This window comes from Paenibacillus sp. NMA1017, from assembly GCF_058895805.1.
In genome coordinates this window covers 200943-221931 of sequence record NZ_JBZXYR010000009.1, presented here as the reverse complement: position 1 = coordinate 221931, position 20989 = coordinate 200943, and the positions used below count along the sequence as shown (strand labels likewise).

Sequence of the window (20989 nt, the reverse complement as noted above, 5' to 3'; positions counted from 1 at the left end):
ATGCTATTCCAACTTATGCAGATGGTAGGTGGTTAATTCCACGCCTGGGGCGACCTCCACCGCAGATACGGGGCGAAAGCCATGTTTTCGATATAATGTCACCGCAGGAGTATTTAAAGTTCCTGTAGAGACGATGAACAACGGCATATTTTGATATTCATTCAAAACATGCTTCATTAAGGAGTCTGCAATGCCTTTACGAAAATGATCTGGGTGAACCATCATACGTGTAAGAGTAAGTGAATCGGGCGACTCAGACTGCACAGCCAGCGCCCCAATCAATTCACCGTCCTCCAGCCACCCATAAAAAGACTCTCCACAGCTTCTCAGCGTATCCAATGTATCCATCAGTGGAGGAATCTCATCAAACCCAATCAGCTCAGCTTCCAGCCTATAGGCAACGTGTTGTAAACGCCATATCTGACTGACGATATCATCATCTTCCAATGAACATAGGGTAACCATGCTGTTTTCCCTCCTAAGGAAACTCATAAAATGCCATCTGGATTTTAAAGCTTGTTCGCGCCAATCGTTCTCAGCGTCTATGCAAAAGGGCCTGTCCCTAAAAGACAAGCCCCTGTCAAATCTATGCCATTAGCGGTTCAGTACTTCCGTCAGCAACTTATTAGCAAGGCCAGGGTTTGCCTTTCCCTTGCTCTCCTTCATCACTTGACCGACTAGGAAGCCGATGGCCTTTTGCTTGCCGGCTTTGTAATCTTCGACCGATTGCGGGTTAGCTGCTACAACTTGTTCGACAATTGTCAGGATTGCACCCTCATCACTGATCTGTACAAGCCCTTTTTCTTCAACAATTTGCTGTGGCAGTTTATCACTTTCCAGCATTTCCTTGAAGACCGTTTTAGCAATTTTGCTATTGATCGTTCCCTTCTCCAGCAGTCCGATCATTTCACCCAAGCCCCGACCGGTCAATTTAACCTGCGACAGCTCTACACCGGCACTGTTCAAATAACCGAGTAGATCCCCCATAATCCAGTTGGATACTGCTTTGGCATCCTTGGTGAATTGAAGGCTATCCTCGAACAAATCGGCCAATGGCTTGGAGGACGTAATCACCTGCGCATCATACTCAGGTAGTCCAAATTCTGAAGTGTAGCGTGCTTTACGCTGGTCAGGCAATTCAGGAATCGAAACACGGATGCGCTCTTTCCATTCCTCATCTATATGCAGAGTAACGAGATCCGGGTCTGGGAAATAACGATAGTCATGGGCCTGTTCCTTACCACGCATGGACAAGGTTTTACCTTGTGCCTCATCCCAACGACGTGTCTCCTGTACAATCGTCCCGCCTTCGTCCAGCGTCTGCTCCTGCCGGAACTGCTCATATTCCAGTCCGCGCTGTACACCACGGAAAGAGTTCATGTTTTTCAGTTCCGCTTTAGTTCCCAGCTCTTTTTGTCCATGCGGACGAAGACTGATATTCGCGTCGCAGCGAAGTGATCCTTCCTCCATCTTCACATCGGATACGTCACAATACTGCATAATGGCACGTATTTTTTCCAGATAGGCCTTGGCTTCTTCTGGCGAAGATATTTCCGGCTCCGAAACGATCTCGACCAATGGTGTGCCGACCCGGTTAAAATCGACCAAAGATGCGTAGCCACCATCAACATGTGTTAATTTCCCTGCGTCCTCTTCCAGATGCAGTCGGGTAATACCGATACGCTTTGTCTCACCATTCACTTCAATATCAATCCAGCCATTTTCGCCAATGGGTTGATCGTATTGTGAGATTTGGTAAGCCTTAGGTGAATCGGGGTAAAAATAGTTCTTGCGGTCAAACTTGCTCACATCAGCAATGGTGCAATTCAGCGCCATCGCTGCTTTCATTGCATAATCAACGGCCTGACGGTTCAATACCGGCAGCACCCCTGGATGACCGAGACAGACCGGACATGTATGAGAGTTGGGTGGTGCTCCGAAGGATGTCGAGCATCCACAGAATATTTTAGACTTCGTATGCAATTCCACGTGCACTTCAAGTCCGATGACTGTCTCATATTTGGATGTAGTTGTAGACATGAATAGGTTCCCTCCTTTTTAGCAAATTACAGCTGCGGACGCTGCTTGTGAAATTCGGTATTTTGTTCAAAAGCATGGGCTACGCGAAGCACGGAAGACTCGTCAAAGGCCTTTCCAATAATTTGTAGTCCGACTGGCATTCCATCCGCAAGACCACACGGAATGCTGATGGCTGGCACACCAGCCAAGCTCACCGGAATCGTCAAAATGTCGTTCAAATACATCGTCAATGGATCGTCCACTTGTGAGCCGATTTTGAAAGCTGTTGTCGGCGCAGTAGGTCCGATAATCACATCATATTGTTCAAATACACGATCAAAATCCTGTTTGATCAGTGTGCGCACTTTTTGAGCTTTCAAATAATAGGCATCGTAGTAACCAGAGCTGAGTGCATAGGTACCCAACATAATCCGACGCTTCACCTCGGGACCAAAACCCTGCGTGCGGGACTGATGGTATAGATCAAGCAGGTTGTCCGGATTGTCAGAACGCACACCATAGCGCACGCCGTCAAAACGGGCCAGATTGGATGACGCTTCGGATGAAGCCAGCAGGTAATATGTAGCTACCGCATATTCTGTGTGAGGGAGAGACACTTCTTCCCAAACAGCACCCAGTCCTTCCAGCGTTTTCAGTGCATCCAGCACCTTCTCCTTGACCTGAGGATCGACGCCCTCACCAAGATACTCTTTAGGCACAGCGATACGTAGTCCTTTTACATCCCCGGTTAAAGCGTTCAAATAATCAGGAATATCTACCTTTGCAGAAGTGGAGTCCTTCTGGTCATAGCCTGCAATGGCTTGTAGGACATAGGCCGAATCCTGAACATTTTTAGTAATGGGTCCAATTTGGTCTAAAGAGGAGGCAAAAGCCACCAGTCCAAAACGGGATACTAGACCATAAGTTGGTTTCAGGCCAACTACACCGCAGTAAGAAGCGGGCTGGCGAATGGAACCACCTGTATCCGAACCGAGCGTGAAATAAGCCTCACCCGCTGCAACAGCCGCAGCCGAGCCGCCACTGGAACCGCCAGGAACACGTTCTAAATCCCAAGGGTTACGTGCAGGGAAAAAGCTGGAGTTCTCGTTAGAGCCGCCCATGGCGAATTCGTCCATGTTCATTTTACCGAGTGTCACGGTTTGCGCTGCGCGTAACTTGCTAACAACTGTTGCATCATAAACGGGATCAAAATTTTTCAAAAACTGACTGCCACATGTTGTACGCAGCCCTTCTGTCACGATATTATCCTTAATGCCAACTGGCAGGCCAAACAACAACCCTCTTTCCTCTCCGGAAATCAGTTGATCATCCAGCTGACGTGCGGATGCACGGGCCTGTTCCTCGTCAACGGTAATATAGGCTCTGATCTTGTCTTCCCGCGCACCAATCGTCTCCAGAGCGTGTCCCACCAGATCACTCACGGAAATTTCCTTTTGATGCAGCTTGTTATGTATCTCGGGCAATGTGTTATTGAACAAGCTCAATTTGCATCCTCCTTTCAATATATGAGATCTATTCCAGAACAGCAGGAACCTTAAACTGTCCGTCTTCTTCTTCAGGTGCATTGCGCATCACTTGCTCATGTGTCAAACTTTCGCGAACTTCGTCGTCTCGCATGACATTGCTGACGTGCAGCACATGAGTGGTCGGTTTTACCTGCTCCGTATCCAGCTCATTCAGCTTCTCCGCATAATGGAGAATGGCGTTTAATTGTCCTGTCATCGTTTCTTCCTCAGCCGCGGTCAGATTCAACCTGGACAGCTTGGCTACGTGACGGACATCTTCCGTGGAAATGTTCATACAAAACCCTCCTCATGTATATGAGGATTTTGCAAAAAATCCAATAAGCGACTTCCAATGAGCAAGGTATAGATCAAAATGATTTAGTTCGTCTACATATTGCACTTCGGAGCGACTGGAATCGAATTTTGCAAAATCCTGATATTAAAAAATGCTGCACCGAACTTTGAAATAACGTTTTTAATTATAGGATAGAACCCTTTACAATTCAATCTTTGACGCGGTACAGAAGCAAACTGCACTTCGATGAGGTAAATGTTGTTAAAAGAATATAAAAAAAGCACCTTTCGGTGCTCTTTCGAGAAAACTATAGGAGCTGAGACTGTGCCCTTTATATATTCTTAAAAAGAGTCGGCAGTAGCCAACTCCTATATCCAAGCACGCAAATTGACTTGTCTGATAAAATCAGCCTCTGACAACAACTCTGCCGCGGTTTCTTCTTCTTCAGTCTCTACCGAATCAATACCACCGTTCATCACATGCATGAACAGTTTCTCATTATGGGTAGCAAGGGCGTAATCTATCAGCGCTTCACGCTCAATCCGCTCGGCTTCCAGCTTGAGAATACTCTCTTCCAGCTCGATGTCTCCGGATGGTACAAAAAAATTGCGGTTCACCTTCGGTACGCGAATGACATAGTCAAAAGCATTGTCCGCATTACGGTCGTAAGCAATGATATAACCATGTTCGCCCACAGGAAGATTCTGCTCAAAAGCATCCGCGACGATCATAATTCTAGCTCCTAAATGATGCATCGTTAGCCCCCCCGTTTGTCTGAACTTATCTGCTAAGTCTACTAAAAAAAAAGTAGCTTGTCTATATCATCTATGTATCTTCATAGTCGACCGTCTCCACGTCCCAGCCTGTGTTCATTCAGTCTTACATGCCAGTTTTGTGAAGGGTTTCCGTCCCGTCGTTTCACCTTTTTCCAAGTTATGATCTTCGGCTCGGAACCTATCACAGAATCTTCAATATCTATTATATTGGGAACACGGAAACTACCTCCAATCTCACGTTGTACCCCATATATATGTTTTCTTTTCATTCTTGCTCCCCCTTGTGATCTGACGGCCTCATGCCTCTTTATCCTCTTAATGGGCAAAAAAAAGAACGCAAACCGGGATTCATCCACAGCTTGCGTGCTTCGCGAGTTTAGTATGTAACTTTAATAAATTCATGTTAACAAAAATAAAAACCTTTGTCTATACATAATTTATAATTTGTTGTCGAAATGGTGCAAAACCTGTCACACCTTTGATTTTGCCCCTCCTGAAAACGTTCACCATATTCACCGGATATACGGATTATTAGCTTTCTCATAACCGATGGACGTTTTGGGACCGTGACCGGAATAGACTGTAACGTCATCTCCGAGCGGGAACAATTTGTTCTGAATAGAATCATATAAATCCCGTTCTCGGCCACCAGTTAGGTCCGTGCGTCCGACGCCCTGACGGAATAGCACATCCCCGGAAAAAAGATCTTTGCCGCACAAAAAGCTGACACTTCCGGGTGAATGGCCCGGTGTATGGTAAACCCGAAACGTATGCCCGATCAGGTTCAATTGCTGACCTTCAGCCAAATCATATTCGGCAGGTTCCGTCGAGATCGGAGGAGATGCCTCTGGCCACATCAGGGAGCCATTCAGCTTAGGAGATGTGAGCCAGTCTTGCTCCAAGGCGTGCAGATACACCGGACATCCTTTCGCATTGCGAATCTCCTCCACTCCTCCAATATGGTCGAAATGGGCATGGGTCAGCAGGATAGCTTCAATGGTCAGGGATTCAATCGCTCTCAGCAAAGGTCCCGGATTCATTCCAGGATCAATAATAACGGCGCGCTGTGGATCATCTCCTTGAAGCAAATAAGCATTCGTCTGGAGCGGGCCGAGATTAAAGCTGCGAATAGATAATGTCATAAGTTAAAATCCCGAGATCAGCTCGCGTAATTCCTGAACAATTACAGGATGGACCTCGGTTCCCTCCCCATATTTTTCAGCCATTTCTTTACGAGCAACTGCGATTTTTTCTTGATAATCATCGGCTTCACGATCTGGATTTTCACGTTTGAATCCGATCATGATTTGTTGGACATGTGCAGGGCGTGGCCCCCAGTGGCCAAGTACGTGACCTCCTGTATCCGCAAAAATCACAATCGGCACAGCACGTCCGCCCATTGTCAGAAAGTCATCCATCAGCGCCTGATGGTTTTCCAAGATTAATACTTCGGTCGGAATCCCGCTATTCTCCAGCGCGCGGAACACAACTGGCACATTGCGCACCACGTCTCCACACCAGTCGGCAGCCAAAATAAGCACGCGCAGATCATCCCGATGGTTCAGGCTTTCAAAATACTCTTGATCCTCTTCGCGATTCCACACAAACTGATCGTACCCAGAGCGGAAGGCTTCTTTGTTCTTTTCCATGCCCTCCATAAACTGTTCAGGGCTTAAGCCCTTTCCGAAGTATTGCGATACATTAGTACGGCTCATGTTATACACTTCCTTTTTTGTTTTTGGATACAATCCATTTGATAACAAAATAAATGATCAAGAGCGCAAGGGCAACTAGCAAAATAGGTTTGATGTAAGGTGCTGCCACTTCGTCAATTTGCTCCCACTTGTCTCCTAGCAGCATACCTAAATATATAAACAAAACAGACCAAGGTATAATCGCTAGCGTCGTCAAAATAATAAAGCGCCATACGTTCATTCGAGCCAACCCGGCAGGGATTGAGATGGCATGACGCACAACAGGGATAAAGCGAGCTGTGAAAATGACCCCTGTGCCGTATTTATTAAACCAGGCTTCGGCGTGGTCAACATGACTTTTTTTGATAAGTATGTATTTCCCATACTTATCTAATACCGGTCTGCCGCCATAGCGCCCAATCCAGTAAATGAACAACTGGGCCAGCACTCCGCCAATCGTTCCAAAAACGACTGCGCCAAAAAAATTAATATGACCTGAGTGCACTAAAAAACCGCCATAAGCGAGGACAATTTCACTTGGAATGACCTCCACCATCAAGCCTAGCATAATACCAAAATACCCAAGACTACGGATGATCTCAAACAAATTATTAATGATACTAGATATTTGGTCCACTTCTCTTCCCACTCCCTGCCTGTTTCTCTATTTTCATTAGTGTATCACAGCGGCAGAACAAGTCGCCACTTCACACAAATAGGGGGGCAGTGACCCCGGCTCCTCTGCCCGCATAAGTTGTGAGAGAGAGGAGGGGGTACAATATGCCTCCCGGCAAATTCCCCAAACATGACAATTCACAATCCCGTTTACCCACGGCTCGTGGTATCCGCCGCGCATGTACCAAAGAGTTGTATCGAACCTGCAAACGTCTACCTGTTCACATTGCTCCTGATCTGGTCAAGCAGGGCGAGGAGCTATACTGCCGCAAGGTCGTCGGACACCTTATCTGGATTGCGGAAAACCATAGTAATCGCAAACTACTGTGCGACTGGTGGGACGAAGATGTCAGCGAGGAGCTCGCGGCATTGTGGAAGGTGGATCGCGATGTCTTGTGCACCGCTTTTAGAAGTGCCTATGGCGGATAGATGTTTGTGTACTGCAACCATGAACTGTGAACTACAAAAAAAGTGGAGCCACCCCGCAGTGGCTCCACTTTTACGATATTCCTAGCTACGTGTCTGCTTTTTCCCCGCTCCTTCGGGAAGCAAATCCGCACAAGCGCGTTCCAAATAAGGATCTGCATGAATAAAATCCCTAAATGCTGTGTATTCACGCCACAGAACGGATTGTTCTCCCGCTTGCCCTTTGACGGCACGAATCAGAATATTTTTAGGTGTATGCTCCATGTCGATAAATTCCAACAGCTGTGTCCGATATCCCATCATATCAAGCAGTTTGGCCCGAATTCCATCCGTAGCGAGTGCAGAAAAACGCTCCTTCAAAATGCCGTGGGAAAGCAACGGCTCCAATACCGGATTTTCCAGTTGGCTAAACAGCTCATGCTGGCAACACGGAACTGACAAAATGACGGAAGCTCCCCAGCGGACGGCCTTTTCCAGCGCCGCATCTGTTGCAGTATCACAAGCGTGCAAGGTAACAACCATATCCACCTGTTCCAGTTCGTTATAGTCTGCAATATCACCGACCAGAAACTCCAACTGTCGATATTGCAGCTTTTGAGCCAGAACATTACAGGTTTCAATGACATCTGCCTTCAAGTCTAAACCAACGATCTGCAATGGTCGCTTTTGCTGTACAGCCAAATAGTGATACAGCGCAAAGGTCAAATACGATTTGCCACAGCCAAAATCCACAATCGTCAATGGGCGACCTACCGGAAGGCTAGGCAATACATCCTGCACCATTTCGAGAAACCGGTTAATTTGACGAAACTTATCATACTTACGGGCCAGTACCTTTCCATCCTCATTCATAATCCCCAGCTCAATCAGGAAAGGAATTCGTTCCCCTTCTTCGAGCACATATTGCTTTTTGCGATTATGAGACAGGTCGGCTTTACTTTTGCTCGGTGACTTTGTCAGAATGGATACTTTATATTTTTTACTGATCAGCACTTGGTAGTCTGCATCCTTGGCGCATAGAAGTCCTTGGCGGAACGTGTCCTCAAACAAGGCAGTCATACGCTCATTAGCTTCGTCAGGGGTCAGATTTTCATGAATGACTTTGTTGCTGTAATGAAAAGCAAACTGGTAATGCAGCTTGTTTTTCAGTTCTACAGGTTTAATTTGCACTTTAGTAAAAGAAGCATCCTCCCGTTTGCGAAGCTGACTCAGCGTCGCTGTTATGAGGGATCCTCCCGTGGTCAATTGGTATATAAGTTCGCGCAGTGAATCCAAAAGGTACATCTCACTTTCTTTCATGTAATTGGGTGATCTCGGTCAAACCCTCGGTGACTTCCTGGCGTGAAATTCCACCCAGCTCCAGTTCTGCATTGGTCTTATCCAGTAATTGACTATAAAACGTCTCCGCTTCCGCTAGCAGCTCTGGCTGCTCCCATGCCAATCCAAACCAGACATCGGCGGCTTCGTCCAACCTGTTTTCTTGCTCATAATGAACAGCCAGCAGCTTGCTGGTTTCAGGGGGGAGCTCATATTCGCGCACCAGCTTCACGATACACGCTATTCGTTCAGGCAGAACCTGCAGATCACGAGTCGCGCCATTCGTATCGCTGTACAAATATAAATGAAGAGATTTCATCAAGATTCGTATACCTTCGTCTGTTCTGCTGGTTTCCAGGTAAATCACGGCTTCTTCCTCCAAAATGCGAGCCACCTGCTGAAGCTTATCCGCTTCAATGCCAGGCCCCAATCGGAAAAGTTCAATAATTTGTTCCGGCGGCAATCGTCTGAGCAAATCTGAACGAAGACGAAACTGCTTGTTGAGCAGGTCATCTAGCTGTTTCAGCGCTTCGATGTGTTTATTTTCACGCCTTAGACCGAGCACCGATGCTACTGCGGATGTCAATTCTTCCATCATACTGAGCAAATAGTCTTTTCTAAGCAAGCCGTTCCCTTCCTTTCATCCCGATGCCTAGACAACCAGGAACCCTGTCTTCTGATTGTATGACATCCTTGTCTAAAAGCCAAATGCCCCACTAATGCACAAATACCACTTATAACATTCACACTCAGTTTATAACATCAATGATCAGGTGGTCAGAATGCTCACGTATGAGTGACATTCCTACGGTACTCTGTAGCTGATCATCGACTAGCGAATGACGATTTTTTCAAAAATAAATATTGCTTCTTCGTTAGTATCGTGATATTTTTGTTTCATACGAAACAAAAATAAAATCAGTATATTTAAACATCCCATAAAACAATTCATATTAATTATTTTCTTTAGAAACAAAAAAATCGAATGTTTTTGTGAGAAAGGATGATGGAGTTTGGGTAAACAATTTAGCTCGATATTACCAGAACATCAAGAGTTTATACAGCGGCAGCATATTTTCTTTGTAGGATCAGCACCGCTATCCAAGACAGGCCACGTTAACCTTTCCCCCAAGGGATATGATTCCTTTCGTATTCTATCGGGCCAAAGGGTAGCCTATCTCGACTTGGCGGGAAGCGGCAACGAGACAAGCGCCCACATTATAGAGAACGGACGGGTAACAATCATGTTTTGTGCATTTGAGGGCGCTCCCAGTGTACTAAAGCTCTATGGTACTGGTACCGTCGCACTGCCCGATACTAAGCAATGGAATGAGCTGTACCCACTCTTCAACCCGCTTCCCGGTGCAAGACAAATCATTGTTGTGGACGTTCACATGGTGCAGAATTCATGTGGTTTTGCGGTTCCATCTATGACATACACGAGCGAACGGGAAAAGCTGAAGGAAGTCGCGATTCAGATGGGAGAAGAAGCACTTAAAAAATATGCCTATGAGAAAAATTTGGAGAGTATTGACGGTTTGCCGACAGCGTTTGCCTTTAACAAAAGCAATATAAATTAGACACCTTACACACCTAAAAATAATTGACTACACAAAAACCGGAACCTTCTGATTATCACATCAGAAGGTTCCGGTTTTTTGGGCTTACCTCAGTCTACTTTTTCAAGTCCTGCTCCAAAAACGCCAAGATAGCATTAGCTAATAGCTCCGGTGCCTCAAACAGGCTCATGTGACCTGCTTCCGGTAGGGTAACCTGAGTTACTCCGGCCCGATCTGTTGTAAACGTTCGCGCGGGAGGAACCGCCTGATCCTGCTCACCCGCTACTAAAAGGGCTGGCAATGCAGAAGCCGACAACACATCCCGCCGATCAGTACGCTCGCGCATAGCCAGCGATGCTCCTACGGCTCCTTGTGGTGGTGTTTTGTAGCCAATTTCTTTGACTTTAAGTAATTGGCTGGACATCGACTCCACATGATCTGGAGCAAACAGTCCCGGTACGAGTCCATCTACAAAAGTGGTAATCCCCTCCGTTTGGATGGTAGATACAGCCTTGTTACGTTTTTCTTTCCCTTCGTCCGTATCTGCATAAGCTGTCGAATGAATCAGTCCAAAGGCTGTAAGGCGCTCTGCATGTCTCTGCACTGCCGAAAGGGCTAAATAGCCTCCTAGAGAGTGACCAAACCAAGCAGCCTGAGGGATGTCCAATTGTTCTTGAAGTTTAAGCACATCATCTGCCATTTGATCAATAGTATAGGCTCCTAGTGGAGCATCGCTGCGTCCGTGTCCACGCAGGTCTGGAACAATACAACGATAGCTTTGGGACAGCAAGGGAACAACCTCATCCCAATAGGAGGAGCTTCCGCAAAACCCGTGCAATAGAATGATCGGTTCTCCTTTTCCCTGTTCGGCATAGCAGATCGTCGTTCCTTCGCATAATACCTTTTCCATGTGGAACCCTTCCTTCTCTGTATATAATCTATTGAAGCTGAATATATTATTAAGTAGAACAATGCTGATGTATATTATTAAGCAGACCATCAATATCTGAAACGGTAACCCTCTGGAAAATCTTGCGAAGCTGTTTTCAAACCAAATTCATAAGCCGCCGCATTAGCAATATGCGCAGCCATGGTCATGACCAAGTGAAGCGACGTCATTTGGAGTGTCCAATAGGGTTTGGGACTGCGCTCATTCACAATCGCTGCAACACTATAATGACCAACTGACGGAAGAGACAGCCCCACTGATCGCGCAGGAGTTAGCGGTTCACGCGCAATAAGAAACATTCCCGTTGAGCCGTGCTGTCCAAGACAAGCATCTATGGCGATCACATAATGATCTTGTGGAATGCACTCCAAGTATGAAACCAGATGATCCGCATCACAGGGCTCCGTCATTGTGCCGATCACATGCTGAAAGCCTTGCTCCTTGAGCATGGTGCCTACCAATGGCCCGAGTGAATCACCCGACGAGCGATCCGTACCGATGCAAACAAAAGTCAACTTATCTATAGCATGTTGATGATGAATTTCTCGGAAAAACGGCGCGAGTCCATCTCGATCTGTTTTCTTTACATTATGTTCTAAGGACGAGCGACCGGGCGCGGAAGCTCGATTATACAAAGACAACTTTGTCCATCCTCCTTGATTCGGTTGTATATCGATAATCTGGCTTTCAGTACATTCTACAACAAAAACATGATACAATACAGGCAACTTCCCCTGTTATGAAAGGATGGAAAATTAACGATGGATTTGTCTGTACCGTCTCATGCCAACATTGAGTATATGATTGAGGGTATTAAAACCAAGCTCCGTATGGCGAGTGGTGCTGCTATGCAGGCTTCCGCTTTCTCGCTGGAGCAATACGAGGACATCCATGATGTCTATGATATGGTGATAAGCAAGCCTAACCTGAGCATTTCCGAGGTTGAAGCTATTGTTTCTGAACTGGGCAGATTGCGCAAGTCCTCCTGAATTAGCTTATAGGAAGACAGCTTAGCTGTATTACAACCTATCATCATGAGCAACAGCCTTCATGCCAGTGGCCCTGTCACCGTAAATAAAGCTCGTACCTCCGCTCGTCTCAACAGACGCGCAACGGGGATACGAGCTTTATTTTTCGATTACATATACATTTTCATTTCACTCAAGGATACTTCAAGGTAAATCTGCTAACACCAGTTCAGATATATCCTCATTACCTGTAGCTAGTATCTTTAATGTACAGCTTTTTTGAATTCGCGCGGCATCACCAGGCCCTAACTGAAAATCTCCATCCTGGCACATAACTTCCACATGACCGCTAATTACATAAATGTGGGTGCGGCGCTCCTCTTGCTGCGGATATTCAAGCTGCTGGCCTTTTTCCAATCTGCTCAGATACAGATTTATATCCTGCGCGATGGATAACGCTCCCTCCACTTCTGAACCAGACACAACAGGCTGAAGCCGATTTAGACGTTCACTGTGCTTAAATCTTTGCACCTGATAAGAAGGCTGAATGTCAGGGCTCTCAGGTAAAAACCACATTTGCAAAAAGCGAACCGGTCTTTCATCCCCAGTATTTCGCTCTTCATGTTCAATTCCGGTGCCTGCACTCAGAACCTGGATCGAGCCGCTTTTCAAATCCTGCTCATGTCCCAAGCTGTCGCTATGATGCAATTGGCCTTCAATTACATAGGTGACGATTTCCAAATCGTGATGCGGATGTCTTTTGAAGCCTTGCTGCGGTTCAAGCTCGTTATCATTATGGGCTAGCATACAGCCAAAATGCGCATTGCTCGGATCTTCATAATCGGCAAACGAAAAGCTAAACTCACTATGAATCCATCCTTTATTCGAGGTATGTCTTTCCGCCGATGTCACTATCTTAATCATCCTTAACACCTCCATGGATTCCAGTTCCGTAAAGCAGCCTTGCTTTGTAATTACTATTCCACTTCCGGCCCTGGCATTAACAAACGCTGTGATACGATCCCTTTACCCCGGGCTTAAATGCCTCAATCAGCCTGTCGTCTCCGTCGGGTTTTGCTCTTAAGTTCATTATTAGTTAAGTTAATAGTACGAAAAAATGAATCTATCATAGCCATAAGGAGGAGATTTATTACATATGCTATCCCATGAACCCCAACCATCCCGGTTCCTACCAAGCTATTTGCGTCGTAGTCTGTATGCATCTATTATCATGATCGCTGTGTTGCTTCTCATCGCCTACTCTGTGAAGTGGATTGGCACAGCGCCTTTTCTATATTGGGATAAACGTATACAGAATATCGTTTTTCCAGACACAGCAGCTGCTCATGACCAACTGCTAACCGTCGCTATATTCATTACATCTTTCGGTTCATTCCGCATATCGTTACTCATTGCTCTCGGTGCTGCCACCTTGTGCTGGGTCTATCTTCGTTCAAAAGCTTATTCCTTTGCGATCCTAAGCAGCTTTACGGCGATGTGGGTGCTGAATACGCTCATTAAAGGGATTTTGCAACGAGAACGCCCGTCACTTCAACATTTGGTTGAAGCTGGAGGCTACAGTTTTCCCAGCGGTCATGCGATGATTTCCATGGGATTTTACGGCATGATATTTGCCATCTGGGCTATAGAACGAAAGATTCGTGAGCGTTCGCTCTTCCTCCCGTGCGTTCTTGGTGCACTGCTCATTCTATTGATTGGACTAAGCCGTATATATTTAGGAGTTCACTTTCCTACTGACATTGTGGGTGGTTATATTGCAGGCATCATTTGGCTGGCGTTTACCGTTCCTATGATCTATTGGCAAGCGCGCATGCGGCTTTCTTCCACTCCCCGCCCGTAAATGTCCGAGACAGCTTTTTGTTTCACTCTGGGCCACGGCGTTTATATACGAAGTAAGCAAGGCACAGCAATATCGAAGCTCAGCATTCATCAAAAACGTTATGGTTTTGTGAACTTAGGATAAGGGGGGCGATCCTTGTGTGGGGAATTGTACTAAGTATTGTAATGGCTATTATTATCGGATTGATTGGCGATGCACTAGCTGGACATGAAATGCCTGGAGGCATTGCGGGCTCTATGATTGCTGGATTTGTAGGAGCTTGGCTAGGTGTCATGCTATTGGGAGACTGGGGCCCAGTCATCGGAGAATTTGCAGTCATTCCAGCCATACTTGGAACCGCATTGTTCGTATTCTTGCTCGGACTTGTGTCCAGGCTGTTAAGAAGGGCTACCTAATATTTATATATATTTTTTTATTCTATAAAAGGAGTGATATATCATGAGTAACATTGACAATCAAAATATGGCAAGCACTTCAGGTTTTGCAAAGGGTTTATTTATTGGAGGTTTGATTGGTGCTGCGGCAGCCCTGCTGTTCGCTCCAAAGCCGGGTCGCGATTTACGTAGTGATCTGTCCGAAAAAATGACTGTTGTCTCCGATAAAACGAAGGATGTCGCATCTGTAGTTAGCAGCAAAGCGACAGATTTGGCCAAAACCGTTTCCACTAAAACAGCAGATGTAGCCAAAACGGTATCCGAGAGTAAAGACAACATCGTATCCAGCGTAACCAAAGCTTCTGCCGATGTCGCTAATGAAGCGGCCAAAGCGGATAAAGAAGTTATGGATGCAACCGCTCAAGCAGCCAAGGACACTCAAAAACAATTAAATGCAAATTCCTAAGAGGAACACATTCCGATTACAACCAAAATAAGCTCCAAACACTGAACAGCCAGCATGCAAGAAGCTGGCTGTTTTTAAATGATAGAAAGGCTGGGATGACCATGAACAAACCAAACTCCTATGGAGATGATCTTGCTCGGAACAACAAGAGAACCTTTCACCCCCTCCAGGCTCAAGATCAGCCAGATGAGGTTTCATCCAAGCAGACCTCTTCTACTCATCATCATGTTAAAACACATGATCCGGAGAGAGACTTTGATGTAAATGAGCATCCTTTTGAACTTCGCCATGAGGTCAAGCGGCTTAACAAACGCCTAGATCAAATCGCAGATACATTGGAAAAAGCAGAATTCAAAGATATTATAGAAAACTACTCTAGCACGAAAAGAAGAATTATGAGCAATCTGACTGCAGGGATTGCACGTGGTCTCGGCCTTACGCTGGGTACAGTGGTCATACTCGCCTTGCTCGCTTGGTTGCTCAGTTTCCTGGTACAGTTAAATCTTCCGGTCATCGGAGATTTCATCGCCGAATTATTAGGATATATCAAAATGAGCCAAGGTACTAAGTAATTGTCCTACCTCATTTAAAAACGATCCATCGTAACCGGTAATAGACTCCTCAAAGAGCCTCCAGTTACGATGGATCGTTTTTTATTTGTAAATTGTAACAGCTGTAAGCAGCCGCTACAATTTGTTGCGCTTGTTAGTTTTCAATAAATCTCCTGTCCATCCCTTCATCATTAGCCAGCCGTACATTCCCGCCATACTTAGCAATGTGGCAATAATCACGGCGGTAAAACCCCAGCCAGTTTTAATCCAAGGCAGATTTTCAAAGTTCATACCCCATATAGCACCCACTACGGTTGCTGGAGTAAATACGGCGGTTACAATGGTGAGCGTCTTCGTAATCTCATTCCCCCTAAATGCGGAAATGGCGTCGTCAATAGAGATCAGGGTGTCGATTTCCTTTTCATAATGCAGAAAAAGTCCTTCCATCCGAGTAACACGGTAAAGTAATTGCTTAAAAAAGCGATTCTCCTCCAGTTTATCCAGATATGCCTCCCGCGAAGCCGTTACCAGCTCTGAAAAAGGAATGAACATATTGCTCCAATACAACAGCTCGAAACGTGCGTTCAATATAGAATCCATCAGGGTACGGGCATTTCTTTTCTCCATGTCCTCTTCCAGTCTTCTCAGGTTGATCTCGAACTTATCCATACCTGTATGAAAATAATGAAGCACAGCTCTCGCCAATACAAACATGCCGTCAGCTGCATCCTCACACTGTTCCAGCATTTTTTGGCGTTCCGCGGTATGCATAATTTCACGGGTATTTTGATCCAAATTTAACGTCACCAACTTCTGGTTTAGAACCAAAAAATAAAACTTATTGCAATTGCGCTGACTGTCGATCTCCTCCTGAACGGAGTAGATCAGCGACCCGTACATTAAGGGCTGATTGCCATCTGGAAAGCGCACAGATATAAAGCTGGATGGAATGTCCTCTACCTTGTCCAGCCATTCTGCGGCTTCTGGGAGCTTTTCCTTCAAGTGCTGTATGACCGAATCTTGCCATTTCTCGGCACTGATGTCCCACCATTCCCATCCTCCACGAAAGGAAGAAATCTGTTCAAATGCTGTCATGGATTCCAACCTTCTTCCCAACCTTTTTCGCTTTATAAAAAGGACACGCTTCCCATATCGGAATAACGTGTCCTTACGATGTGATGTCAAATATGTTAAGCCAAGAATTCCGCGTTTTTCTCATGAAATAGAGGAATTAGACATAATCTGCTTCAGCTTTTCCGTCGCCCGCTTCTGAATACGGGAAACGCTCATCTGAGATACGCCCAACGTCTGTGCAATCGCACGTTGAGATTGACCGTCCTGAAATGCCAGAAGAAGCACCTTTTGTTCCTGCTCCTTCAGTTGGCTTAAAGCCTGCTGCAAATCCATTCGTTTTTCCACAGTGTCATAATCGTTAGCATCCGAGCTAATGAGCTCGCCTAACGTAGCTGCACTCTCTTCCTGGGATAAAGGCGAGTCCAGTGAAACATAGTGATAGCACTCACGGCCAGCAAGCACCTCGATCGTTTCTTCCACGGTAAGATCCAAATAGGTCGCAATCTCGTCCACATTGGGTGAGCGTTCCAATTTAACGGTCAGTTCATCAATAGCATGTTGAACAAGCGCACCCTTTTCCTTAATGCGGCGAGGAACCTGGATGTACCAGGATTTGTCGCGCAAATAATTTTTCATATGTCCCAGCATACTTTTCATAGCGTACGGTTCAAATGGGATACCCAAGCTGATATCGTATTGCTGAAGCAGACGTATCAAAGCCATCTGACCGGTCTGATATAAATCCTCGTATAAATCCGGACGGTTGCGGGAGATTTTCCCGGCAGCCATCTTGACCATCGGCTCATACTTACGGATCAGCACGGTAGCAATCTCGTTATCTTTGGTTTGCTGGTACTCCCAGATTAGACCAACGGCTTCATCCATCGACTCCGGGGGAGTTACCTTTTCATTCATACTCTTTCCTCACTTCTGGTCAAGCGCTTTACCAGCACCACTTCGGTGCCTTTTCCTGTCTCATTCAAGATATGGACATCGTCCATAAGCGCCTGCATGAGATAAAAGCCTAATCCGCCTATCTGCGCATCATTCAACTCCTTGTCATGCAAGGATGCGATACGGGACGGGTCCTCCACGCGTTCAAAGCTCTCCCCTTCATCTTTGACACGAATGGACAACGAAGCTTCATCAAATTCGAATGTCACTTCCACGACTCCCCCCTCATGACCATATGCATAAAGGACAGAGTTATTACAGGCTTCCGATACAGCCACTTTCATGTCTTCAATATCCTCATAAGAGAATCCCATTTTCGCGGCAATACCGTATAAATTTAATCTTACAATATCAACAAAGTCAGCAGTTGCCGGCAAATTAAGAACTACTTTTTGAATTTGAGCGTTCATTTCTTTTTCTTTCCTTTCCTATTGGGAATTCTCCTGGGGGACAAAGAATTTGGCAATACCGGTCATATCAAACAGCTTTTGAATTTGAGGCGGTACTTCTTGAACAGCAAAGCGAGATTCCATCCCATGTCTTGCTTTTAAAATGGATAACAAGATACCAATACCCGTGCTGTCAATGTATTTAAGGTCTCTCAAGTTAATAATCAAATCTTGGCTGGACTCCCCCACCAAAGGCTCCATCACCAGACGAAAATCAGGTGCTACCGAAAGATCCAACTCTCCACTCAGATAAACGGTATTTACGCCATCGGTTGTTTCTGTAATTGCATTAAACTTCTCATTTTTATTTGTATTCATAGGCCTACTCTCCCGAAAAAAGATTTCCCTACATACTAACCCATTATACGAGCGTTTGAATCACGGTATAACTTTTTAAACACTACCAAATGCCACCATCTAGGCTTCATTGATTTGATCTTTGCCCGGCTGCATTGGAAAATGGTCTGGAGAATGCCGTAGCAACGCTTGTTTTACACTGCTGATTTTAACGGGCTTACTAATATAATCGTTCATCCCCGCTTCAATACATCGAGGCTGAATGCCCTCCATGACGTTAGCCGTCATGGCGATAATGGCAGGTTGGGATCTTCCCGCCAATTGTTCACGCACTCTACCCGTACACTCCAGACCGTCCATCACAGGCATTTGCAAGTCCATAAAGATATAGTCATAGTCCTGATTCGCCATGACCATATCAAGCGCCTGTTGCCCATCTGCTGCCACATCTGAAGCCAAACCGAGCTTATCCAGTATATTAACCATTAGCTTCTGGTTAATCGGATGATCATCTACGATCAGTACAGGTTTACGGCTTGGAGATTCCTGATGTGGAATTTCCCAATCGTAGCTGGACTCCCCCTCCAGTTCATTTTCCTGAGCAAAGCCAAGCTTCATTGTAAAATGAAACGTCACGCCCTGTTCTCCGCTCGTATCTACACGGATATCTCCGCCCATCATATTCACTAAGGTTTTACAAATGGCGAGTCCTAACCCGGTTCCACCATATTTACGCGTCATTGAAGAATCCAGTTGGGAAAAGGGCTGAAACAGCCTTCCAACCTTAGCGGGATCAATACCAATGCCTGTATCCTTCACAGAAAACTCAACGGTAAGTCCATTGTCGTTTTGCTCTTTGACAGATGCGAAGACATACACCCCGCCCTGGTCTGTAAATTTCACAGCATTGGATACCAGGTTAATCAGTACTTGACGCAATCTTCCCATATCTCCATATAACACAGGAGGCATCTGTTCATCGAGAAAATAAACCAGTTCCAAGTTCTTTCGGTTCACTTCTACCGTAAATAGGCTGAAAACTTCCTTGATACAGGAAACCAGATCAAAAGGATATTCCTCTACCTCCATTTTCCCTGATTCCAGCTTAGTGAAGTCCAGAATATCATTAATGACTGCTACCAGCGCGTCTGCACTGCGACGGATGATATCGGCATATTCCTGTTGGTCACTTTGCAGCTCCGTCTCCATCAGCAAATCAATCATGCCAATGACGCCGTTCATAGGTGTGCGGATCTCATGGCTCATCATGGCCAGAAATTCCGTTTTGGCATTGGCAGCAATCTCTGCCGCCTCCTTGGCGGTAATCAGTTCACTATTCATCTTCTCGAGCTGCTGCGTCTTCTGGTGAAGCAGCATGGACTGTGTTTTCAAACGCTTGTTTGTTAGGTACATTTGCACGAAGCCTTCAATTTTGGACTTGAGAATTTGAGGGATGAACGGCTTCACCATATAATCAATACCGCCCGCTGAATACCCCGCAAATAAATGCTCCGCTTCCTTGCTGTTAGCTGAAATGAAGATAATCGGAATATCCTTCGTTTTCTCTCTGGCCTTGATTAGCTTTGCGGTCTCAATACCATCCATACCCGGCATCTGCACATCCAGGACTACGAGTGCAAATTCATCTTTTAATAGACATCGCAGCGCTTGTTCCCCGGATGTGGCCTTTACCAAATTATATTGTTCACTCTCCAGCACCGCCTCAAGAGCGAGCAGGTTCTCAGGTCTGTCATCTACCAGCAATATATGAATCGGTTCATGAAGCCCCATGGAATCCTCCTAAGCATCTCTATTTAATCTTCCGGTATATTTTTTCTATCCGGTCCAGCGGCTCGTAGGAATCACTATAATCGGTAAAATGTATGGATTCCTTGGCCCCAAGCACCAACACACCAAAATGACTCAAGCTATCATAAAACAACCCATGTACATGGTTGCGAAGTTCATCGTTAAAATAGATCATGACATTCCGGCAGAAAATAACATTGAATTCGTTAAAGGACCGGTCTGTTGCTAAGTTGTGCTCCGCAAAAATAATGTTTTTCCGTAAAAAAGGATGAAACATCACTGAATCATACTTGGCTGTATAATATTCAGAGAACGAATGTGTACCCCCCGACTCCAAATAATTTTTGGTATACAGCTTCATTCGATCGATCCCGTATACGCCTTCCTTCGCCTGCTGTAAAGACAGGTTATTCATATCCGTCGCATAAATGCGAGCCTTATCATATAAGCCTTCCTCATGAAGCAAGATTGCCATAGAATATACTTCTTCACCAGTGGAACAACCTGCATGCCATATGCGGATATACGGATACGTCCGTAAAATAGGAATGATTTTCTGCCTGAAATTCAGAAACAGCTCCGGATCACGGAACATCTCGGTCACCGGAATGGAAAGGCTTTGTACCAGTCTATCGAAGGCGCTGCGATCATGCAGCACCTTCTCCTGAAGTCCTGATATCGTGCTTACATTCTCGGACTGCGCATGATAATAAACACGCCGCTTAATCGATGGCAGAGCGTAGTTACGAAAATCGTAGCCGTACAGCCGATGTATACCTTCCAGCAACAGCTCAATCTCAATCAATTCCCGCTCAGTATCATTCGATTTCACTTCATTAGCAGCATTATCCGCCATATCCTTAGATGTCATAATCTCTCTCCAATTCCTAAATAGGTTTTGCCTGTGCCGCTCCAATCATGTGTCGATTTATATTACCCATTTTTTTGGG

General features: G+C 45.6%; 27 protein-coding genes. 7 read left to right on the top strand and 20 right to left on the bottom strand.

Annotation, left to right across the window (positions count from 1 at the left end; genetic code table 11):
* Positions 1-3: 3 nt before the first annotated feature.
* The 9 genes from AC5ELV_RS20495 to uptA all read right to left on the bottom strand — a co-directional run bounded on the left by AC5ELV_RS20495 (position 4) and on the right by uptA (position 6947).
* On the bottom strand, positions 4-465 hold the full coding sequence (locus AC5ELV_RS20495; protein WP_493431635.1) for a GNAT family N-acetyltransferase: 462 nt from the start codon (positions 463-465) through the stop codon (positions 4-6).
* 129 nt (positions 466-594) lie between these two features.
* Positions 595-2040 (bottom strand): Asp-tRNA(Asn)/Glu-tRNA(Gln) amidotransferase subunit GatB, encoded by a 1446-nt coding sequence (gene gatB, locus AC5ELV_RS20490; protein WP_493431634.1) that lies wholly within the window; start codon positions 2038-2040, stop codon positions 595-597.
* A 26-nt stretch (positions 2041-2066) separates the two neighbouring features.
* The gene (gene gatA / locus AC5ELV_RS20485) at positions 2067-3524 is read right to left on the bottom strand and encodes an Asp-tRNA(Asn)/Glu-tRNA(Gln) amidotransferase subunit GatA (RefSeq protein WP_023990257.1); all 1458 of its coding nucleotides are present in this window, start codon (positions 3522-3524) and stop codon (positions 2067-2069) included.
* Positions 3525-3552: 28 nt separating this feature from the next.
* On the bottom strand, positions 3553-3840 hold the full coding sequence (gene gatC, locus AC5ELV_RS20480) for an Asp-tRNA(Asn)/Glu-tRNA(Gln) amidotransferase subunit GatC (protein WP_013311910.1): 288 nt from the start codon (positions 3838-3840) through the stop codon (positions 3553-3555).
* 368 nt (positions 3841-4208) lie between these two features.
* A complete protein-coding gene (locus AC5ELV_RS20475) occupies positions 4209-4595 on the bottom strand; it encodes an ATPase (RefSeq protein ID WP_493431633.1) in 387 nt (128 codons plus the stop codon).
* An 80-nt stretch (positions 4596-4675) separates the two neighbouring features.
* Entirely contained in the window at positions 4676-4885 is a 210-nt protein-coding gene (locus tag AC5ELV_RS20470) for a hypothetical protein (protein ID WP_493431632.1), read from the bottom strand.
* 243 nt (positions 4886-5128) lie between these two features.
* Positions 5129-5758 carry an MBL fold metallo-hydrolase gene (locus AC5ELV_RS20465; protein ID WP_493431631.1) on the bottom strand — a complete coding sequence of 210 codons (630 nt, stop codon included), beginning with the start codon at positions 5756-5758 and terminating at the stop codon, positions 5129-5131.
* 3 nt (positions 5759-5761) lie between these two features.
* Complete coding sequence (locus tag AC5ELV_RS20460) at positions 5762-6331, bottom strand: thioredoxin family protein (RefSeq protein WP_493431630.1); 570 nt, start codon at positions 6329-6331, stop codon at positions 5762-5764.
* 1 nt (position 6332) lies between these two features.
* Positions 6333-6947 (bottom strand): undecaprenyl phosphate transporter UptA, encoded by a 615-nt coding sequence (gene uptA / locus AC5ELV_RS20455; protein WP_493431629.1) that lies wholly within the window; start codon positions 6945-6947, stop codon positions 6333-6335.
* A gap of 143 nt (positions 6948-7090) precedes the next feature.
* On the opposite strand from uptA, the gene AC5ELV_RS20450 reads away from it, so the two are divergent.
* Entirely contained in the window at positions 7091-7414 is a 324-nt protein-coding gene (locus AC5ELV_RS20450; protein ID WP_013311916.1) for a hypothetical protein, read from the top strand.
* Positions 7415-7495: 81 nt separating this feature from the next.
* Here the strand turns inward: AC5ELV_RS20450 and AC5ELV_RS20445 are convergent, their stop codons facing one another.
* Together AC5ELV_RS20445 and AC5ELV_RS20440 are read right to left on the bottom strand one after the other, a co-directional pair.
* The gene (locus tag AC5ELV_RS20445; RefSeq protein WP_493431628.1) at positions 7496-8710 is read right to left on the bottom strand and encodes a class I SAM-dependent methyltransferase; all 1215 of its coding nucleotides are present in this window, start codon (positions 8708-8710) and stop codon (positions 7496-7498) included.
* Positions 8697-9353: a DUF6483 family protein gene (locus AC5ELV_RS20440; RefSeq protein ID WP_493431627.1), complete on the bottom strand. Its 657-nt coding sequence runs from the start codon at positions 9351-9353 to the stop codon at positions 8697-8699. The genes AC5ELV_RS20445 and AC5ELV_RS20440 overlap by 14 nt, the downstream gene beginning before the upstream one ends.
* A 388-nt stretch (positions 9354-9741) precedes the next feature.
* On the opposite strand from AC5ELV_RS20440, the gene AC5ELV_RS20435 reads away from it, so the two are divergent.
* Entirely contained in the window at positions 9742-10308 is a 567-nt protein-coding gene (locus AC5ELV_RS20435) for a pyridoxamine 5'-phosphate oxidase family protein (RefSeq protein WP_493431626.1), read from the top strand.
* Between the two features lie 94 nt (positions 10309-10402).
* Here the strand turns inward: AC5ELV_RS20435 and AC5ELV_RS20430 are convergent, their stop codons facing one another.
* Positions 10403-11197 (bottom strand): alpha/beta fold hydrolase, encoded by a 795-nt coding sequence (locus AC5ELV_RS20430; protein WP_493431625.1) that lies wholly within the window; start codon positions 11195-11197, stop codon positions 10403-10405.
* An 89-nt stretch (positions 11198-11286) separates the two neighbouring features.
* Positions 11287-11877 (bottom strand): spore protease YyaC, encoded by a 591-nt coding sequence (gene yyaC, locus AC5ELV_RS20425; RefSeq protein ID WP_493431624.1) that lies wholly within the window; start codon positions 11875-11877, stop codon positions 11287-11289.
* A 120-nt stretch (positions 11878-11997) separates the two neighbouring features.
* On the opposite strand from yyaC, the gene AC5ELV_RS20420 reads away from it, so the two are divergent.
* Positions 11998-12225, top strand: coding sequence for a DUF1128 domain-containing protein (locus AC5ELV_RS20420; RefSeq protein WP_013373034.1), 228 nt, complete (start codon positions 11998-12000; stop codon positions 12223-12225).
* Positions 12226-12408: 183 nt separating this feature from the next.
* On the opposite strand, the gene AC5ELV_RS20415 is transcribed toward AC5ELV_RS20420, so the two are convergent.
* Positions 12409-13128 (bottom strand): pirin family protein, encoded by a 720-nt coding sequence (locus AC5ELV_RS20415; protein WP_493431623.1) that lies wholly within the window; start codon positions 13126-13128, stop codon positions 12409-12411.
* A gap of 232 nt (positions 13129-13360) precedes the next feature.
* On the opposite strand from AC5ELV_RS20415, the gene AC5ELV_RS20410 reads away from it, so the two are divergent.
* From AC5ELV_RS20410 to AC5ELV_RS20395, 4 genes are all read left to right on the top strand, one after another.
* On the top strand, positions 13361-14065 hold the full coding sequence (locus AC5ELV_RS20410) for a phosphatase PAP2 family protein (protein ID WP_493431622.1): 705 nt from the start codon (positions 13361-13363) through the stop codon (positions 14063-14065).
* A 137-nt stretch (positions 14066-14202) separates the two neighbouring features.
* Entirely contained in the window at positions 14203-14460 is a 258-nt protein-coding gene (locus tag AC5ELV_RS20405) for a GlsB/YeaQ/YmgE family stress response membrane protein (protein ID WP_493431621.1), read from the top strand.
* Between the two features lie 43 nt (positions 14461-14503).
* A complete protein-coding gene (locus AC5ELV_RS20400; protein ID WP_029517175.1) occupies positions 14504-14905 on the top strand; it encodes a YtxH domain-containing protein in 402 nt (133 codons plus the stop codon).
* 95 nt (positions 14906-15000) lie between these two features.
* A complete protein-coding gene (locus AC5ELV_RS20395) occupies positions 15001-15477 on the top strand; it encodes a DUF5665 domain-containing protein (RefSeq protein WP_307353656.1) in 477 nt (158 codons plus the stop codon).
* A 114-nt stretch (positions 15478-15591) separates the two neighbouring features.
* Here AC5ELV_RS20395 and AC5ELV_RS20390 read toward each other — a convergent pair whose 3' ends face one another.
* The 6 genes from AC5ELV_RS20390 to AC5ELV_RS20365 all read right to left on the bottom strand — a co-directional run bounded on the left by AC5ELV_RS20390 (position 15592) and on the right by AC5ELV_RS20365 (position 20910).
* Entirely contained in the window at positions 15592-16551 is a 960-nt protein-coding gene (locus tag AC5ELV_RS20390) for a magnesium transporter CorA family protein (protein WP_493431620.1), read from the bottom strand.
* A gap of 120 nt (positions 16552-16671) precedes the next feature.
* Positions 16672-17445 (bottom strand): sigma-70 family RNA polymerase sigma factor, encoded by a 774-nt coding sequence (locus AC5ELV_RS20385; protein ID WP_013311929.1) that lies wholly within the window; start codon positions 17443-17445, stop codon positions 16672-16674.
* Positions 17442-17894 (bottom strand): anti-sigma B factor RsbW, encoded by a 453-nt coding sequence (gene rsbW, locus AC5ELV_RS20380; RefSeq protein WP_061831463.1) that lies wholly within the window; start codon positions 17892-17894, stop codon positions 17442-17444. Before rsbW ends, AC5ELV_RS20385 begins: the two co-directional genes overlap by 4 nt.
* Before the next feature lie 18 nt (positions 17895-17912).
* Positions 17913-18251, bottom strand: coding sequence for an STAS domain-containing protein (locus AC5ELV_RS20375; RefSeq protein WP_023990272.1), 339 nt, complete (start codon positions 18249-18251; stop codon positions 17913-17915).
* 99 nt (positions 18252-18350) lie between these two features.
* Positions 18351-20021 carry a response regulator gene (locus tag AC5ELV_RS20370; RefSeq protein WP_493431619.1) on the bottom strand — a complete coding sequence of 557 codons (1671 nt, stop codon included), beginning with the start codon at positions 20019-20021 and terminating at the stop codon, positions 18351-18353.
* A gap of 19 nt (positions 20022-20040) precedes the next feature.
* On the bottom strand, positions 20041-20910 hold the full coding sequence (locus AC5ELV_RS20365; protein WP_254350700.1) for a CheR family methyltransferase: 870 nt from the start codon (positions 20908-20910) through the stop codon (positions 20041-20043).
* Positions 20911-20989: the final 79 nt, after the last annotated feature.

Bases quoted from the DNA above. Each gene is read 5' to 3' on its own strand.
- AC5ELV_RS20370 (WP_493431619.1), bottom strand. From the start codon at position 20,021: ATGGGGCTTCATGAACCGATTCATATATTGCTGGTAGATGACAGACCT.
- AC5ELV_RS20415 (WP_493431623.1), bottom strand. From the start codon at position 13,128: ATGATTAAGATAGTGACATCGGCGGAAAGACATACCTCGAATAAAGGA.
- AC5ELV_RS20390 (WP_493431620.1), bottom strand. From the start codon at position 16,551: ATGACAGCATTTGAACAGATTTCTTCCTTTCGTGGAGGATGGGAATGG.
- AC5ELV_RS20395 (WP_307353656.1), top strand. From the start codon at position 15,001: ATGACCATGAACAAACCAAACTCCTATGGAGATGATCTTGCTCGGAAC.
- AC5ELV_RS20450 (WP_013311916.1), top strand. From the start codon at position 7,091: ATGCCTCCCGGCAAATTCCCCAAACATGACAATTCACAATCCCGTTTA.
- AC5ELV_RS20475 (WP_493431633.1), bottom strand. From the start codon at position 4,595: ATGCATCATTTAGGAGCTAGAATTATGATCGTCGCGGATGCTTTTGAG.
- AC5ELV_RS20375 (WP_023990272.1), bottom strand. From the start codon at position 18,251: ATGAATACAAATAAAAATGAGAAGTTTAATGCAATTACAGAAACAACC.
- gatC (WP_013311910.1), bottom strand. From the start codon at position 3,840: ATGAACATTTCCACGGAAGATGTCCGTCACGTAGCCAAGCTGTCCAGG.
- AC5ELV_RS20465 (WP_493431631.1), bottom strand. From the start codon at position 5,758: ATGACATTATCTATTCGCAGCTTTAATCTCGGCCCGCTCCAGACGAAT.
- AC5ELV_RS20445 (WP_493431628.1), bottom strand. From the start codon at position 8,710: ATGAAAGAAAGTGAGATGTACCTTTTGGATTCACTGCGCGAACTTATA.
- AC5ELV_RS20430 (WP_493431625.1), bottom strand. From the start codon at position 11,197: ATGGAAAAGGTATTATGCGAAGGAACGACGATCTGCTATGCCGAACAG.
- AC5ELV_RS20385 (WP_013311929.1), bottom strand. From the start codon at position 17,445: ATGAATGAAAAGGTAACTCCCCCGGAGTCGATGGATGAAGCCGTTGGT.
- AC5ELV_RS20495 (WP_493431635.1), bottom strand. From the start codon at position 465: ATGGTTACCCTATGTTCATTGGAAGATGATGATATCGTCAGTCAGATA.
- AC5ELV_RS20470 (WP_493431632.1), bottom strand. From the start codon at position 4,885: ATGAAAAGAAAACATATATATGGGGTACAACGTGAGATTGGAGGTAGT.
- rsbW (WP_061831463.1), bottom strand. From the start codon at position 17,894: ATGAACGCTCAAATTCAAAAAGTAGTTCTTAATTTGCCGGCAACTGCT.
- AC5ELV_RS20420 (WP_013373034.1), top strand. From the start codon at position 11,998: ATGGATTTGTCTGTACCGTCTCATGCCAACATTGAGTATATGATTGAG.
- gatB (WP_493431634.1), bottom strand. From the start codon at position 2,040: ATGTCTACAACTACATCCAAATATGAGACAGTCATCGGACTTGAAGTG.
- AC5ELV_RS20460 (WP_493431630.1), bottom strand. From the start codon at position 6,331: ATGAGCCGTACTAATGTATCGCAATACTTCGGAAAGGGCTTAAGCCCT.
- AC5ELV_RS20400 (WP_029517175.1), top strand. From the start codon at position 14,504: ATGAGTAACATTGACAATCAAAATATGGCAAGCACTTCAGGTTTTGCA.
- AC5ELV_RS20410 (WP_493431622.1), top strand. From the start codon at position 13,361: ATGCTATCCCATGAACCCCAACCATCCCGGTTCCTACCAAGCTATTTG.
- AC5ELV_RS20365 (WP_254350700.1), bottom strand. From the start codon at position 20,910: ATGACATCTAAGGATATGGCGGATAATGCTGCTAATGAAGTGAAATCG.